The organism is Pseudomonas sp. LAM2023, assembly GCF_016620375.1.
GTDB classification, from domain to species: Bacteria; Pseudomonadota; Gammaproteobacteria; order Pseudomonadales; family Pseudomonadaceae; genus Aquipseudomonas; species Aquipseudomonas anuradhapurensis.
The window spans coordinates 274,297-289,089 of sequence record NZ_JAENHV010000017.1 but is presented as its reverse complement, the minus strand read 5'-3'; the positions used below and the strand labels follow the sequence as shown (position 1 = coordinate 289,089).

Genomic DNA, 14,793 nt, shown 5'->3' with positions numbered 1-14,793 from the left:
TCTGCCCCGGTTAATGGCTTGCAGAGGGCAATACATGACTGTAAGCTTCGCCGCCCTCATCAGCTGTATAGTGTACCCGGAGATGTATTGTATGCCTTTAACACGGACTGTTATTGCTCTTTCCCTGGCGATGATCATAGGGCAAGGGTATGTTCAGGCTGCACCGTTGCTTGCTGTGGATAATGCGCAATCTGAACAGGCCGTGGCAACCAGTAACGCCTGGGTTGAAGTTAACCAGGCGGTGTTTGAAAACAATATCCGTATGCTGCAGAGCACCTTGACGAATAAAGCGAAGCTGTGTGCCATTCTCAAGGCGGATGCCTATGGGCACGGTGTCGCTTTATTGATGCCGTCGGTCATGAAAATGGAGGTGCCCTGCGTAGGCGTTGCCAGCAATGAAGAGGCTCGTATCGTACGGGAAAGCGGGTTCAAGGGTGAACTTGTCCGCGTGCGTACAGCGACGTTGGCCGAGGTGGAAGGTGCACTGCCATACCACATGGAAGAGTTGGTCAGTGGCCTCGATTATGCTCGAAAAATGGCCGCCGTTGCGGAAAAGCACGGGAAGCGCCTGAAGGTCCACCTGGCCTTGAACGCAGGTGGCATGAGCCGTAACGGCCTTGAGATGAGCACTGAACACGGTCGGCAAGAAGCCTTGGCTATCACGCGTCTGGCGCCTCTGGAGTTGGTCGGCATCATGACTCACTTCGCGGTGCAGGATAAGGATGATGTTCGCCAAGGGCTCAATGCCTTCAATGAGCAAACGGCTTGGCTGATCAAGGCTGCCGGCATTGATAGAAGTAAAATTACTCTTCATGCGGCGAATTCCTACGCGACGTTGGAAGTGCCAGAGTCGCACCTGGACATGGTGCGTGCCGGTGGTGCCTTGTATGGGATGATGCAACCTTCGCATGCCCAGTACAAACCTGTCATGCAGGTCAAGTCATACGTGGCGTCTGTTAACCAATACCCTAAAGGCAATACCGTGGGGTATGACCGAACAGTGACGCTTAGTCGTGACTCAAGGCTCGCGAATATTCCAGTAGGCTTCTCTGACGGTTACCGTCGCGCGTTTACCAATAAAGGCGTTGTGCTGGTAAATGGACAGCGTGCGCCAGTGGTAGGGAAAGTTTCCATGAATACCGTCATGGTGGACGTGACAGATATTCCGGCTGTGGCGGCCGGCGATCAAGTTGTGCTGTTCGGTAAACAGGGTGAAAGTGAGATCACCCAGGGTGAAATCGAAGAACTCAGTGGGACATTGCTGGTTGACCTTGCTACCGTTTGGGGGAGCAGTAACCCGCAAACGCTGGTGACGGGTAAAACTTCTGATTAACCCATAAGCGTGGCGAGTCGCTACTGCGGCAATGATGCTCCGCAGTAGCGACGTTTGGCCGTGACACATCGTTTCCTGATGTTTATCCCGATGGGCGTCGGGCTGAAGTTACTGCACCGGGTCGCTCACCGGCTTGGCAAAGATGGCCTTGAGTTCGCTGGTCATCGGGAATTCCAGGTTCAAGCCTTTAGGCGGGATTGGCTGTTGGAACCAGCGTTGGTAGATGCCGTTGATTTCCCCTGAGCTGTACAGCTCGCCCAGCGACGCGTTCACCAGAGCGAGGAACTGCGGGTCACCCTTGCGCACCATGCAGCTGTAGATTTCCCGCGACTGCTCTTCCCCGACCACTATCCAGTTGTGCGGATCACGGGCCTTGGCGCGCTCGCCGTAAAGTAGCGCATCGTCCATGTAGAACGCCGCCGCCCGGCCGGACTGCAGCATCTGGAAGGCTTCGCCATGGTCCTTGGCGCTGACCACGAACATGTCCATCTTGTGATCGACGTTGTAGCTTTTCAGGTAGCGTTCGTTGGTGGTGCCGGCGGTGGTCACCACATTCTTGCCGCGCAGGTCGGCGAAACTTTTGATCCCGCTGTCCTTGGCCGTCAGCAACTGACCTTTGACATAGATGAACCCATAGGAAAACGCCACCTGTTTCTGCCGCTCTGCGGTGACGCCGGTCGAGCCGCACTCCAGGTCAACGGTCCCGTTCTGCACCAGGGGAATGCGGCTCTGCGAGGTCACCAGGTTGTACTTCACCTTGAGTTCGGGCAAAGCCAGCTTCTGCCGCACACGCTCGACGATCTTGTTTGCCAGGTCGACCGAGTAGCCCATGGGTTGGCCCGAATGGTCGCCCACGTAGGAGAACGGCACTGAAGCATCGCGATAGCCCAGGGTGATGCTGTTGGCTTTGGCAATCTTGCTTAGCGTGGGCCCCAACGTTGCTTCGTCAGCATGGGCCTGGGCACCTAGCAGCAGGGCGAGGGTGCAACCGATCAACGTGATTTTTTGCATTGTTGTTCTCCGTTGTGGGTAAGAGGGGGTCAGCGGCGTGCCGCGATCACGGATATTTCCACCAGCACCTGCGGGCGTGCCAGTTCGGCCTGCAAGGTGGTGCGGCTGGGGGCCTGGCCGGGCGACAACCAGGCGGACCAGACGTCATTCATCGCGGCGAAATCCCTGCCGATGTCCTTCAGGTAGATGGTCGCGCTGAGCAGATGGTCTTTGTCGCTGCCAGCCTCGGCCAGCAATGCGTCGATTTTTTCCAGTACCTGGGCAGTCTGGCCGGTGGCATCGCTGGCGTCACCCGGCACCTGGCCGGAGAGAAACACCAGGTCGCCATAGGTGACGGCGGCGGACAAGCGTGGGTTGGGCTGGATGCGCTCAATGATCATTGCGGTAGTCCTTCAGAGGGTTGGGGTTCAGGCCGCACGGGGCGTAAAGCCGTGCAGGTCGATGGCGGGGCGGCGCTGGCCGATCAGTTCGCTGAGCAGGCGTGCGCTGGCGCAGGCCAGGGTGAAGCCCAGCGCACCATGGCCAAGGTTCAGCCACAGGTTGCGATACGCCGTTGCGCCCAGCAGCGGTACGCCGCTAGGGGTCGCCGGACGCATGCCGGCCCATTCGATGGCATAGTCGTAGTCGCCGGCATTGGCGAAGGTTTCGCGGGCCTGGCGTTTGAGCAGGGCCAGGCGCTTGGGGTCCAGCGATGGGTCGAAACCGACGATGTCGACCATCGCCGCCACCCGCAACTGCTCGCCAATCCGCGCGTAGACGATCTTGCGGTCGTAATCGGTGATGCTCAGGTCTGGCGCCCGGTGCTGGCTGCCGATCGGTACGGTCAGGCTGTAACCCTTGAGCGGGTACAGCGGCAGGTCGACACCCGGCAGTGCCAGCAATGCACTGCGATGGCCGGCAGCAACCACCAGGTGCTCCACCGGCAGCACTTCGTCACCCAGTTCGATCGCACTTACCGCGCCATGCGCATGGCGAATGCCGGAGACGGCCTGGCCCAGGCGGAACTGGCAACGTCCCGACGCCCGCAGGCGCGCCGCCAGTTGCTGGCAGAACGCGTGGCAATCACCGACTTCTTCATCCGGGGTATAGACGGCGCCGACAAAGGGCGCCTCCGCCAGCGCCGGGTCCAGGCGGGCGCAGTCGGCGTGCGACAGCACCTGTTGTTGCTGAGGCGCGGCAAGGTTGTTGCGTGCGTGTGCGAAGCTGCTGGCCTGGCGGAAGGTGACCAGCTTGCCGTTGCGCCGCCAGTTGAAACCACTCAGGCCATCCTCTTCACGCCAGGCCTGCAAGGTCGACTGGCTCAACAGCGCCAGGCGCAACAGATGGCCTGCATTGGCGCGGTTGACCGAGGAGCGGCAAGCAGCGAGGAACGCGGCCATCCAACGCCACTGTGCAGGATCGAAGCGTGGGCGCAATCTCAGCGGTGAGTCACCGCGCAGCATCCAGCCAATGGCCTGCAACGGCACGCCGGCATCGGCCAGCGGCGCCACGTAGCGATAGGACAACTGGCCGCCGTTGGCGAAGCTGGTTTCACTGCCCAGCGAATCGCGAGCCTCGACCAGCGTCACCTCAACGCCGTCGCGCACCAGTGCGTAAGCCGTTGCCAGGCCAATCACGCCACCGCCGATGATGCATACATGCTTTGCCATGTCAGTCCTTGTTCGTGGTTGGAACAAGCCTGAGGTTAGGGTCAGGTGACAGGTGGCGAAAAATGAATAAAGATCACTGAGCCATAAACAAAGGTTATAGGCTTGCCATGCGCCTTCGCCATATCGAGATTTTCCAGGCCATCCGCCAGACCGGCTCGGTCAGCGGTGCCGCGCAGTTGCTGCACGTGTCCCAGCCTGCCGTGACCAAGGTGCTGCAACACGCCGAGCAGCAGTTGGGCTTCCCGTTGTTTCTGCGAGTGCGCGGCAAGCTGCAGCCGACGCCCGAAGCGCTGGAGCTGGAGCGTGAGGTCGACAAGGTCACGGAGAGCCTGCAAGGGGTGCGCCGCCTGGCGCAAAGCCTGCGTCGTGAGCCGGGCCACAGCCTGCGCATCGGTGCCACCCCGGCGCTGGCCCTGTCGCTGTTGCCGCCGGCGATTCACGAGTGGACCCAGCGTTATCCGGACATCGCCTGTGAACTGTCCAGCGCCCACAGCCGCGAACTGGTGCAGAACCTGCTGATGCGCGAGATCGATGTCGCCCTGACCCTGCAACAGCCCGATCACCCTGCGCTGAAGGCGCAGGCACTGGCCAGTGGGGTGCTGGTGGCGTTGGCACCGGTCGGCTATTGGCCGCCTGCGGATGAAGGCAAGCCGCTGCCATTGACGGCCCTGGCCGATGCGCCGTTGATCGGCCTGAGCAGTGCCGACCCGCTGTCGGCCCGCCTCGACAGCTACCTGAAGGCAGTCGAGCCACCGCCGCGAGTGAGCATCGCGGTGCAGACCTATTCGCTGGCCAGGGCGATGGTCGAATCCGGCGCCGGGCTGGCGGTCATCGACCCGTTCACCGCGCTTGGCGCAGCGCCCGGGGCGACCACGATTCGTCCGCTGGCACCGGCATTGCCGATCAACTTGTATGCGGTGACCCGCGCTGCCGAGCCGTCAGCGCATACCCTGAGCGAGCTGCTGGCCATCTTCAGCAGCCGTGCCCAGGGGCAGTTGGACCGTTGGCGCTGATTGAAAACCGGCTGATTGAAAACCGATAGGCACAAAAAAACCGGCTCAGTGGCCGGTTTTTCTGCTGTTCCGGGTCCGCTAGGGACCGCTTGGAACGATGTGATGGTGCCCCGAGGGAGACTCGAACTCCCACTCCTTTCGAAAACGGATTTTGAATCCGCCGCGTCTACCAATTCCGCCATCAGGGCTTGTGGCGCGCAGTATAGAGAGGCTCCGCTGGTCGGTCAATCGGCTTTCATGGTCAATTTTCACACATTGGGCTAAACTTCCCGGCCCTGCCGAACCGAACATCATCATGCGCGTCGCCGATTTTTCCTTCGAACTCCCTGATTCCCTGATCGCCCGCCACCCGTTGGCCGAGCGCCATGGCAGCCGTCTGCTGGTGCTCGATGGGCCAACCGGCGCGCTGGCGCACCGGCAATTCCCCGACCTGCTCGAGTACCTGCGCCCGGGCGACCTGATGGTGTTCAACAACACCCGGGTGATCCCGGCGCGCCTGTTCGGCCAGAAGGCTTCCGGCGGCAAGCTGGAAGTGCTGGTCGAGCGCGTGCTCGACAGCCACCGGGTGCTGGCCCACGTGCGTGCCAGCAAGGCGCCCAAGGAGGGCGCGGTCATCCTCATCGACGGTGGTGGCGAGGCGGAAATGGTCGCGCGCCATGACACGTTGTTCGAGCTGCGCTTCAGCGAAGAGGTGCTGCCGCTGCTCGACCGCGTCGGCCACATGCCGCTGCCGCCCTATATCGACCGCCCGGACGAGGGCGCCGACCGCGAGCGCTACCAGACCGTGTACGCCGAACGCGCCGGTGCGGTCGCCGCGCCGACGGCGGGCCTGCACTTCGACGAGGCGCTGCTGGAGAAGATCGCCGCCAAGGGCGTCGAGCGCGCCTTCGTCACCCTGCACGTGGGCGCAGGTACCTTCCAGCCGGTGCGGGTCGACAAGATCGAAGACCACCACATGCATAAAGAGTGGCTTGAAGTGAGCCAGGATGTGGTGGATGCCATCGACGCCTGCCGCGCCCGTGGCGGCCGGGTGATCGCGGTTGGCACCACCAGCGTGCGTTCGCTGGAAAGCGCAGCGCGCGACGGCGTGCTCAAGGCCTTCAGCGGCGACACCGACATCTTCATCTACCCGGGCCGGCCGTTCCATGTGGTCGACGCCCTGGTCACCAACTTCCACCTGCCGGAGTCCACGCTGCTGATGCTGGTCTCGGCCTTTGCCGGCTACCCCGAGACCATGGCCGCCTATGCGGCGGCGGTGGCGCAGGGGTACCGCTTCTTCAGTTACGGTGATGCCATGTTCATCACCCGCAATCCGGCGCCACGCGGGCCCGAGGATCAAGCATGAGTCGCACCTGTCGAATGTCCTTCGAACTGCTGGCCACCGACGGCAAGGCCCGTCGTGGCCGCATCACCTTCCCACGTGGCACCGTGGAAACCCCGGCGTTCATGCCGGTGGGCACCTATGGTACGGTCAAGGGCATGCTGCCGCGCGATATCGAGGCCATCGGCGCCGAGATGATCCTGGGCAACACCTTCCACCTGTGGCTGCGCCCGGGCACCGAGGTGATCAAGAAGCACAACGGCCTGCACGACTTCATGCAGTGGAAAGGCCCGATCCTCACCGATTCCGGTGGTTTCCAGGTGTTCAGCCTGGGCGCCATGCGCAAGATCAAGGAGGAGGGCGTGACCTTCGCCTCGCCGGTCGACGGCGCCAAGGTGTTCATGGGCCCGGAAGAGTCGATGCAGGTGCAGCGCGACCTGGGCTCGGATGTGGTGATGATCTTCGACGAGTGCACCCCGTACCCGGCCGAGCACGATGTGGCGCGCGCCTCGATGGAGCTGTCGCTGCGCTGGGCCCAGCGCTCGAAGAACGCCCATGCCGACAATACCGCGGCGCTGTTCGGTATCGTCCAGGGCGGCATGTACCAGGACCTGCGCATGCGCTCGCTGGAAGGCCTGGAAAACATCGGTTTCGATGGCCTGGCCATCGGCGGCCTGTCGGTCGGCGAACCCAAGCACGAAATGATCAAGGTGCTGGATTACCTGCCGGGCCAGATGCCTGCTGACAAACCTCGTTACCTTATGGGGGTAGGCAAACCGGAAGATCTCGTTGAGGGTGTGCGCCGCGGCGTCGACATGTTCGACTGCGTGATGCCTACGCGTAACGCACGCAACGGCCATCTGTTCGTCGATACCGGGGTGATCAAGATCCGCAACGCGTTCCATCGCCACGATGATTCGCCGCTGGATCCGACCTGTGATTGCTATACCTGCAGCAACTTCTCCCGCGCCTATCTGCATCACCTGGACAAGTGCGGCGAAATGCTGAGCAGCATGCTGAATACCATCCACAACTTGCGCCATTACCAGCGCTTGATGGCCGGTTTACGCGAGGCTATTCAACAAGGTAAATTGGCCGCCTTTGTCGACGCCTTCTACGCCAAGCGCGGGCTTCCGGTACCGCCCTTGGACTGACTGTTCGCATCCATTATTAGAAAATTACATTAGGAGTGCCCAATGAGCTTCTTGATCCCCGCCGCATACGCGGACGCCGCAGCACCCGCCGCCGGCCCAGCCGGTACCGGCTTCGAGTGGATTTTCCTGGTCGGTTTCCTGGTCATCTTCTACCTGATGATCTGGCGCCCGCAGGCCAAGCGTGCCAAAGAGCAGAAGAACCTGCTAAGCAACTTGCAAAAGGGTGACGAAGTTGTCACCAACGGCGGCATCGCCGGCAAGATCGTCAAGGTTTCCGATGATTTCGTGGTCCTGGAAGTTTCCGACAGCGTCGAGCTGAAGTTCCAGAAGGGTGCCATTGCGGCCACCCTGCCAAAAGGTACGCTCAAGGCTATCTGAGTTACCAGTTTCATTTTTCCAGTCGGGGCGCGCAAAGCGCCCCGCGTCTTGAACGGGCGGCGTGATGCTGAACAAATACCCTCTGTGGAAATACGCACTGATCGTGCTGGTACTGGCGATCGGTTTTATTTATTCCGCTCCCAACCTCTACCCGGATGATCCGGCGGTACAGATCAGCGGTGCCAGCTCGGCGCTGCACGTGAGCCAGGCCGACCTCGATCGCGTCAGCAAGGCGCTGGTCGATGCCAAGATCGCCGTCAAGGGCGCGAGCCTGGGTGAAAAGGGCAGCGGGCTGATCCGCCTGACCAGTCAGGAAGACCAGCTGCCAGCCAAGGATGTAGTGCGCAAGGCACTTGGCGATGACTATGTCGTGGCCCTGAACCTGGCCCAGACCACCCCGCAATGGCTGCGCAGCCTGGGCGCCAGCCCGATGAAGCTGGGCCTGGACCTGTCCGGTGGTGTGCACTTCCTGCTGGAAGTGGACATGGACAAGGCCATGAGCGCGCGCATGAAAGTCTACGAAGGCGAGGTCAAGACCTTGCTGCGCAAAGAGCGCGTCCGCTACCGCAGCCTGCCTCAGCAGGATGGCGGCATCATGCTGGGCTTCGCTGACGATGCCACCCGCGAGCAGGCACGTGCCCTGATTCGCAAGAATTTCAATGATTTCGACCTGACCACCACCGAGCGCAACGAGCTCGCCGTGCTGCGTCTGGCGCTGACCCAGGCGAAAGTCGCCGAGATCCGCGAATACTCGATCAAGCAGAACCTCACCACCGTGCGCAACCGGGTCAACGAGCTGGGCGTGGCCGAGCCGCTGGTACAGCGCCAGGGCGCCAACCGCATCGTGGTCGAGCTGCCAGGCGTGCAGGATACTGCCGAAGCCAAGCGCATCCTCGGCAAGACCGCCAACCTGGAATTCCGCTTCGGTGCCGAGCCGGGTGCATCCAAGGCCACCACCGAAGTGTTCGAGTTCCGTGAAGGCGGCCGCTCCGCCGCGGTCGAGCGCGGCCTGATCATCACCGGTGACCAGGTCACCGACGCCCAGGCCAGCTTCGACGAGCACGGCCGCCCGCAGGTGAACATCCGCCTCGATGGCCATGGTGGCGAGCTCATGAGCCGCGCTACCCGCAGCAATGTCGGCCGCAGCATGGCGGTGATCTTCATCGAGCAGAAGCCGGTTACCCGCTACGTCAAGCAGACCGTCGACGGCGTCGAGAAGGACGTTGCCGTACAGAGCTTCCAGGAAGAGAAGAAGATCATCAGCCTGGCGACCATCCAGTCGCCGCTGGGCAGCCAGTTCCGCATCACCGGCCTGAACGGCCAGGGCGAATCGTCCGAACTGGCCCTGCTGCTGCGTGCCGGTGGCCTGGCCGCGCCGATGTACTTCGCTGAAGAACGGACCATCGGCCCAAGCCTGGGTGCCGACAACATCACCAAAGGTATCGATGCGTCGCTGTGGGGCATGCTGTTCGTCTCGCTGTTCATCATCGCCATCTACCGCGGCTTCGGCGTGCTGGCGACCATCGCCCTGGCTGGCAACATGGTATTGCTGCTGGCGTTGATGTCCTTGCTGGGGGCCACCCTGACCCTGCCGGGTATCGCCGGTATCGTACTGACCATGGGTATGGCGGTAGACGCCAACGTGCTGATCTTCTCGCGTATCCGTGAGGAACTGGCGGCGGGCATGTCGGTGCAGCGTGCCATCCATGAAGGTTTCAACCGCGCCTACTCGGCCATCGTCGACGCCAACCTGACCACCTTGCTTGTAGGTGGCATCCTGTTCGCCATGGGCACCGGGCCGGTGAAGGGCTTTGCGGTCACCATGTCCCTCGGGATTTTCACATCGATGTTCACTGCCGTGATGGTGACCCGTGCGCTGGTCAACCTGACCTGCGGCGGGCGTGACATCAAGAAGCTGTGGGTTTGAGGGGAGCTGCGATGAAAACCATCAACTTCATGGGCGTGCGCAATGTCGCGTTCGCCATTACCTTGCTCCTCACTGTGCTGGCGCTGTTCAGCTGGTGGCACAAGGGCCTGAACTTCGGCCTGGACTTCACTGGCGGTACGCTGATCGAGCTGACCTACGAGCGCCCGGCCGACCTTGAGGCGGTGCGCACCGAGCTGGTCGGTTCCGGCTTCCACGAGGCAGTGGTGCAGAGCTTCGGCGCCACCACCGACCTGCTGGTGCGCATGCCGGGCGATGACCCGCAGTTGGGCACCAAGGTCGCCGAGGCCTTGCAGAAGGCTGGCGGCGACAACCCGGCCACGGTCAAGCGGGTCGAGTTCGTCGGCCCGCAAGTGGGTGAAGAGCTGCGCGACCAGGGTGGCCTGGGCATGCTGCTGGCCCTCGGCGGCATCCTCATCTACCTGGCCTTCCGCTTCCAGTGGAAGTTCGCCGTGGGCGCGATCGTCTCGCTGATCCACGACGTGGTGGTGACCCTGGGGATCCTGTCGTTCTTCCAGATCACCTTCGACCTGACCGTGCTGGCAGCGGTGCTGGCGATCATCGGCTACTCGCTGAACGACACCATCGTCGTGTTCGACCGGGTGCGCGAGAACTTCCGGGTCATGCGCAAGGCCTCGCTGATCGAGAACATCAACGTTTCCACCACGCAAACCCTGCTGCGCACCGTTGCCACCTCGGTTTCGACCTTGCTGGCGATTGCCGCGCTGCTGTTCTTCGGTGGTGACAACCTGTTCGGCTTCTCGCTGGCGCTGTTCATTGGCGTCATGGCCGGTACCTACTCGTCGATCTACATCGCCAACGTGGTGCTGATCTGGCTGAACCTGAACAGTGAAGACCTGATCCCGCCGGCCAAGACCGACGGCGTCGACGACCGCCCATAAGGCATGCAGCATGCCGCCCGGCGGCCCAAAAGGCGCAAGTGTTGAACTTGCGCCTTTTTTTTTGCTCCAAGGCTGGGAGAAGGCGGGTCGGACCCGCGGGTATGATCAGGAGGTTCATGTGAACAAATCAATGCTGGTGGGTGCGGTACTGGGTGCTGTCGGTGTGACTGCCGGAGGTGCTGTCGCGACCTACAGCTTGGTCAACAAGGGGCCTGAGTATGCGCAGGTCACCGACGTGCAACCGATCAAACAACAGGTAAAAAACCCGCGTGAGGTCTGCAAGGACGTCACCGTGACGCGCCAGGCGCCGGTCAAGGACCAGCACCAGATCGCCGGTACCGTGGTGGGTGCCATTGCCGGTGGCCTGCTGGGTAACCAGATCGGCGGTGGTACCGGCAAGAAGATTGCCACCGTGGCCGGTGCGGTCGGTGGCGGTTATGCCGGTAACAAGGTGCAGGAAGGCATGCAGGAGCGTGATACCTACACGACCACGCAAACCCGCTGCAACACGGTCAATGACATCAGCGAGAAGGTGGTGGGCTACAACGTCAAGTACACCCTCGGCGACCAGGTAGGGCAGGTGAAGATGGATCACGAGCCTGGTTCGACCATTCCGGTGGACAAGAATGGCAAGCTGATCCTCAGCGAAGCCGGGCAGTAAGTCCCGGCGCGGTCTGTTCTTTGTAGGAGCGGCCTTGTGTCGCGAAAGGGGTGCGAAGCAGCCCCGACAATCTCTGATATGGCACAGATCGTGGGGGCGCTTCGCACCCCTTTCGCGGCACAAGGCCGCTCCTACACGGATCGCGAAAGCCCTGGGATATGGGTACAGGCACAAAAAAAGCACCCCGCGGGGTGCTTTTTCGTATCTGCAATTCGCGCTTAGCGCTTCATGCTTTCTGGCAGGTGCGGCTGGATGGCGGTCAGCACCGCCTTGAAGCACTTGATGTTGCCAGCAACGATATGGCCTTTCTCGAGGAAGTCATGGCCACCGTTGAAGTCGCTGACCAGGCCGCCCGCTTCCTGGATCAGCAGCACGCCGGCCGCCATGTCCCACTCGGACAGGCCCGACTCCCAGAAGGCGTCGAAACGGCCAGCGGCAACGTAGGCCAGGTCCAGGCTGGCGGAGCCGGCGCGGCGGATGCCGGCGGTCTGGCCGGTCAGCGCGCGGAACATCCCCAGGTAGTTGTCCAGCTCGGCCATCTGGCTGTCACGGAACGGGAAGCCGGTGCCCAGCAGGGCGCCTTCGAGGCTGGTGCGCGAGCTGACGCGCAGGCGGCGGCCATTGAGCTGGGCGCCACGGCCACGGCTGGCGGTGAATTCTTCCTGGCGAACCGGGTCGACGATTACGGCGTGCTCAAGGCGGCCACGGTATTTGCAGGCGATGCTGACCGCGAAGTGTGGGATGCCACGCAGGAAGTTGGTGGTGCCGTCCAGCGGGTCGATGATCCACAGGTAGTCCTTGCCTTCTTCGCCACTACCCACGTGCAGGCCGGTTTCCTCGCCCTGGATGGAGTGGTTCGGGTAGGCCTTGCGCAGGGCGTTGACGATGCTCTGCTCGGCGGCGCGATCGACTTCGGAAACGTAGTCCTTGGCCTCTTTCTCATCGACCTTGATGCTATCCAGGCGTTCGATGGAGCGGAAAATCAGTTCACTGGCGCTGCGAGCGGCGCGCAGGGCGATATTCAGCATAGGCTGCATGGGCGGGTCACCTGGAGATGTTAAAGAAGAAAGCCGATCATTCTAGCAGAAATCTTTGGCGGCAGAAGTGTCACATTTGCTTTCGTGGCGTTACGTCTGTCGGTTCTGTAAGATCGGAAGCCCTGATTCCTGCATCTGTGAGCACAACACCTTGCTGCAAAATATTCGTGTTGTTCTGGTCAATACCAGCCACCCCGGCAACATCGGCGGCGCTGCACGAGCCATGAAAAACATGGGCTTGTCGCGTCTGGTGCTGGTGCAGCCGAAAGAATTTCCCGCCGTGGATGCAAGCGCCCGAGCCTCCGGGGCCGACGATGTGCTGGACAGCGCCCAGGTGGTCGACAGCCTGGAGCAGGCGCTGGTCGGCTGCAACCTGGTGATGGGCACCAGCGCCCGCGAGCGGAGCATCCCCTGGCCGCTGATCGGCCCACGTGAATGCGGAGCCAAGGCAGTGGAGCATGCCAATGGCGGCGAGGAGATCGCCCTGGTGTTCGGGCGCGAGCACGCCGGCCTGACCAACGAAGAACTGCAGCGATGTCACTTCCACGTGCACATTCCCTCCAGCCCCGACTTCAGCTCGCTGAACCTGGCTGCGGCTGTCCAGGTGCTCGCCTACGAGGTGCGCATGGCCTGGCTGGCGGCCGGCGAAGCGCCGGGCAAGGTCGACAAGGTTGACGCCAGCGAACTGGCGACCATGGACGAAATGGAGCTGTTCTACGACCACCTGGAGAAGACCCTGGTCGGTATCGGCTTCCTCGACCCCGAAAAGCCCAAGCACCTGATGCCGCGCCTGCGCCGGCTGTATGGGCGGGTCGCGGTCGAACGTTCGGAAATGAGCATTTTGCGCGGCATCCTCACCGAGACCCAGAAAGTGGTCCGCGGCGAGCCGCATAAACGGAAGGACTGACAGATGTTCGAACGCCTGCGTGAAGATATTCAAAGCGTATTCCACCGCGACCCGGCCGCGCGCAATGCCTTCGAGGTGCTGACCTGCTACCCCGGCATGCACGCCATCTGGCTGCACCGCCTGGGCCATGCCCTGTGGAAGCGTGATTTCAAATGGCTGGCTCGCCTGGTGTCGAACTTCGGGCGCTGGCTGACCGGCATCGAGATCCACCCCGGCGCCACCATCGGCCGGCGCTTCTTCATTGACCATGGCATGGGCATCGTCATCGGTGAAACCGCCGAGATCGGCGATGATGTCACCCTGTACCAGGGGGTGACCCTGGGCGGCACCAGCTGGAACAAGGGCAAGCGCCACCCGACCCTGGAAAACGGCGTGGTGGTAGGGGCGGGGGCCAAGGTGCTGGGCCCGTTCACCGTCGGCGCCGGGGCCAAGATCGGCTCCAATGCGGTGGTGACCAAGGCGGTGCCGGCAGGCGCCACGGCGGTGGGTATCCCGGGGCGTATCATCGTCAAGAGCGAAGACACTGAAGTCGAGGCCAAGCGCAAGGCCATGGCCGAGAAGATCGGCTTCGATGCCTACGGGGTCAGCGGCGACATGCCCGATCCGGTGGCCCGTGCCATCGGCCAGATGCTCGATCACCTGCAAGCGGTCGACGAGCGGCTTGAGGGGATGTGCGGCGCCCTGACCAAGATGGGCAGCGATTATTGCGCCAAGGAGCTGCCGGCCCTGCCGGAAGATGACTTCAAGGATGTCGCCCAGGTGGCCCAGCGCGACACCCAGCCGCATTGATTGCGCCGTGCCCGCGGTGCCGTGACATACGGGGCGTGTGCTCACGCCCCTGGTCTGCTACAATCGCGCCCGCCTCCCCGATGCAAACCCGACTAAAGCACTAGGTCTAATAGTTGACTTAAATGCTCGGGAATCGCATACTCGCACACATCCCGAAACTCCCGTGGTACCCAATAGCCATGCGACTGACTACCAAAGGCCGATACGCCGTGACCGCCATGCTCGACCTGGCGTTGCACGCGCAGCATGGGCCGGTGTCTTTGGCCGACATTTCCGAGCGCCAGGGCATTTCCCTCTCTTATCTGGAGCAGCTGTTCGCCAAGCTGCGCCGCAGCAGCCTGGTTTCCAGCGTGCGCGGTCCAGGCGGTGGCTACCAGCTGTCGCGGGGCATGGAAACCATCCGGGTGGCCCAGGTCATCGATGCGGTCAACGAATCGGTCGATGCCACCCGCTGCCAGGGCCTCGGGGACTGCCATGCCGGTGATACCTGCCTGACCCACCACCTGTGGTGCGACCTCAGCCAGCAGATCCATGAATTCCTCAGCGGCATCAGCCTGGCCGACCTCGTCATGCGCCGTGAGGTGCAGGAAGTCGCCCAGCGCCAGGACCTGCGTCGTGTCGCAGGCCGAGCCGCCCAGCTGGACAAGATTGAGACGTCCGCCGTCGATTGATCCCCTTGGGACGACGAGCGAC

Annotated in this window: 15 protein-coding genes and 1 tRNA gene; 11 read left to right on the top strand and 5 right to left on the bottom strand. The window is 62.4% G+C overall.

Features of this window, described 5'->3' with window-relative positions; translation table 11 throughout:
• The first annotated feature begins 91 nt into the window (after window positions 1-91).
• Window positions 92-1,333, top strand: a complete 1,242-nt coding sequence (alr, locus tag JKP78_RS11300) for an alanine racemase (protein ID WP_200626756.1) — start codon at window positions 92-94, stop codon at window positions 1,331-1,333.
• Between the two features lie 108 nt (window positions 1,334-1,441).
• Here alr and JKP78_RS11295 read toward each other — a convergent pair whose 3' ends face one another.
• Genes JKP78_RS11295 through JKP78_RS11285 form a run of 3 tightly spaced genes read right to left on the bottom strand, consistent with a single transcriptional unit; the run spans window position 1,442 to window position 3,993 of the window.
• The gene (locus tag JKP78_RS11295) at window positions 1,442-2,344 is read right to left on the bottom strand and encodes a transporter substrate-binding domain-containing protein (protein WP_186673559.1); all 903 of its coding nucleotides are present in this window, start codon (window positions 2,342-2,344) and stop codon (window positions 1,442-1,444) included.
• 29 nt (window positions 2,345-2,373) lie between these two features.
• Window positions 2,374-2,724: a RidA family protein gene (locus tag JKP78_RS11290; protein ID WP_200626670.1), complete on the bottom strand. Its 351-nt coding sequence runs from the start codon at window positions 2,722-2,724 to the stop codon at window positions 2,374-2,376.
• Window positions 2,725-2,751: 27 nt separating this feature from the next.
• A complete protein-coding gene (locus JKP78_RS11285; protein ID WP_186686285.1) occupies window positions 2,752-3,993 on the bottom strand; it encodes a D-amino acid dehydrogenase in 1,242 nt (413 codons plus the stop codon).
• 107 nt (window positions 3,994-4,100) lie between these two features.
• Between JKP78_RS11285 and JKP78_RS11280 the strand changes: the two genes are divergently transcribed.
• Window positions 4,101-5,006 (top strand): LysR family transcriptional regulator, encoded by a 906-nt coding sequence (locus JKP78_RS11280; RefSeq protein ID WP_186686283.1) that lies wholly within the window; start codon window positions 4,101-4,103, stop codon window positions 5,004-5,006.
• A gap of 103 nt (window positions 5,007-5,109) precedes the next feature.
• Here JKP78_RS11280 and JKP78_RS11275 read toward each other — a convergent pair.
• Window positions 5,110-5,194, bottom strand: a tRNA-Leu gene (locus JKP78_RS11275).
• Between the two features lie 107 nt (window positions 5,195-5,301).
• On the opposite strand from JKP78_RS11275, the gene queA reads away from it, so the two are divergent.
• From queA to JKP78_RS11245, 6 genes are all read left to right on the top strand, one after another.
• Window positions 5,302-6,351: a tRNA preQ1(34) S-adenosylmethionine ribosyltransferase-isomerase QueA gene (queA, locus tag JKP78_RS11270; protein WP_170028339.1), complete on the top strand. Its 1,050-nt coding sequence runs from the start codon at window positions 5,302-5,304 to the stop codon at window positions 6,349-6,351.
• 14 nt (window positions 6,352-6,365) lie between these two features.
• Window positions 6,366-7,481 (top strand): tRNA guanosine(34) transglycosylase Tgt, encoded by a 1,116-nt coding sequence (gene tgt / locus JKP78_RS11265; protein ID WP_161959640.1) that lies wholly within the window; start codon window positions 6,366-6,368, stop codon window positions 7,479-7,481.
• 42 nt (window positions 7,482-7,523) lie between these two features.
• The gene (gene yajC / locus JKP78_RS11260) at window positions 7,524-7,859 is read left to right on the top strand and encodes a preprotein translocase subunit YajC (RefSeq protein WP_085623861.1); all 336 of its coding nucleotides are present in this window, start codon (window positions 7,524-7,526) and stop codon (window positions 7,857-7,859) included.
• 64 nt (window positions 7,860-7,923) lie between these two features.
• Window positions 7,924-9,786 carry a protein translocase subunit SecD gene (secD, locus tag JKP78_RS11255; protein ID WP_186673521.1) on the top strand — a complete coding sequence of 621 codons (1,863 nt, stop codon included), beginning with the start codon at window positions 7,924-7,926 and terminating at the stop codon, window positions 9,784-9,786.
• A gap of 11 nt (window positions 9,787-9,797) precedes the next feature.
• Window positions 9,798-10,706: a protein translocase subunit SecF gene (gene secF / locus JKP78_RS11250; protein ID WP_170028341.1), complete on the top strand. Its 909-nt coding sequence runs from the start codon at window positions 9,798-9,800 to the stop codon at window positions 10,704-10,706.
• Window positions 10,707-10,824: 118 nt separating this feature from the next.
• Window positions 10,825-11,367, top strand: a complete 543-nt coding sequence (locus tag JKP78_RS11245; RefSeq protein WP_200626669.1) for a glycine zipper 2TM domain-containing protein — start codon at window positions 10,825-10,827, stop codon at window positions 11,365-11,367.
• Window positions 11,368-11,585: 218 nt separating this feature from the next.
• Here JKP78_RS11245 and suhB read toward each other — a convergent pair whose 3' ends face one another.
• Complete coding sequence (suhB, locus tag JKP78_RS11240) at window positions 11,586-12,404, bottom strand: type III secretion system regulator SuhB (RefSeq protein ID WP_186686281.1); 819 nt, start codon at window positions 12,402-12,404, stop codon at window positions 11,586-11,588.
• Window positions 12,405-12,555: 151 nt separating this feature from the next.
• Between suhB and trmJ the strand changes: the two genes are divergently transcribed.
• The 3 genes from trmJ (at window position 12,556) to iscR (ending at window position 14,771) form a co-directional block, all read left to right on the top strand.
• A complete protein-coding gene (gene trmJ / locus JKP78_RS11235) occupies window positions 12,556-13,311 on the top strand; it encodes a tRNA (cytosine(32)/uridine(32)-2'-O)-methyltransferase TrmJ (RefSeq protein ID WP_186686278.1) in 756 nt (251 codons plus the stop codon).
• Window positions 13,312-13,314: 3 nt separating this feature from the next.
• The gene (cysE, locus tag JKP78_RS11230) at window positions 13,315-14,100 is read left to right on the top strand and encodes a serine O-acetyltransferase (RefSeq protein ID WP_186686275.1); all 786 of its coding nucleotides are present in this window, start codon (window positions 13,315-13,317) and stop codon (window positions 14,098-14,100) included.
• Window positions 14,101-14,279: 179 nt separating this feature from the next.
• Window positions 14,280-14,771, top strand: coding sequence for a Fe-S cluster assembly transcriptional regulator IscR (gene iscR / locus JKP78_RS11225; protein WP_186686273.1), 492 nt, complete (start codon window positions 14,280-14,282; stop codon window positions 14,769-14,771).
• Window positions 14,772-14,793: the final 22 nt, after the last annotated feature.

Excerpts from the sequence above, each read along its gene's own strand:
- alr (WP_200626756.1), top strand. The coding sequence starts at position 92 with ATGCCTTTAACACGGACTGTTATTGCTCTTTCCCTGGCGATGATCATA.
- JKP78_RS11295 (WP_186673559.1), bottom strand. The coding sequence starts at position 2,344 with ATGCAAAAAATCACGTTGATCGGTTGCACCCTCGCCCTGCTGCTAGGT.
- JKP78_RS11290 (WP_200626670.1), bottom strand. The coding sequence starts at position 2,724 with ATGATCATTGAGCGCATCCAGCCCAACCCACGCTTGTCCGCCGCCGTC.
- JKP78_RS11285 (WP_186686285.1), bottom strand. The coding sequence starts at position 3,993 with ATGGCAAAGCATGTATGCATCATCGGCGGTGGCGTGATTGGCCTGGCA.
- JKP78_RS11280 (WP_186686283.1), top strand. The coding sequence starts at position 4,101 with ATGCGCCTTCGCCATATCGAGATTTTCCAGGCCATCCGCCAGACCGGC.
- queA (WP_170028339.1), top strand. The coding sequence starts at position 5,302 with ATGCGCGTCGCCGATTTTTCCTTCGAACTCCCTGATTCCCTGATCGCC.
- tgt (WP_161959640.1), top strand. The coding sequence starts at position 6,366 with ATGTCCTTCGAACTGCTGGCCACCGACGGCAAGGCCCGTCGTGGCCGC.
- yajC (WP_085623861.1), top strand. The coding sequence starts at position 7,524 with ATGAGCTTCTTGATCCCCGCCGCATACGCGGACGCCGCAGCACCCGCC.
- secD (WP_186673521.1), top strand. The coding sequence starts at position 7,924 with ATGCTGAACAAATACCCTCTGTGGAAATACGCACTGATCGTGCTGGTA.
- secF (WP_170028341.1), top strand. The coding sequence starts at position 9,798 with ATGAAAACCATCAACTTCATGGGCGTGCGCAATGTCGCGTTCGCCATT.
- suhB (WP_186686281.1), bottom strand. The coding sequence starts at position 12,404 with ATGCAGCCTATGCTGAATATCGCCCTGCGCGCCGCTCGCAGCGCCAGT.
- cysE (WP_186686275.1), top strand. The coding sequence starts at position 13,315 with ATGTTCGAACGCCTGCGTGAAGATATTCAAAGCGTATTCCACCGCGAC.
- iscR (WP_186686273.1), top strand. The coding sequence starts at position 14,280 with ATGCGACTGACTACCAAAGGCCGATACGCCGTGACCGCCATGCTCGAC.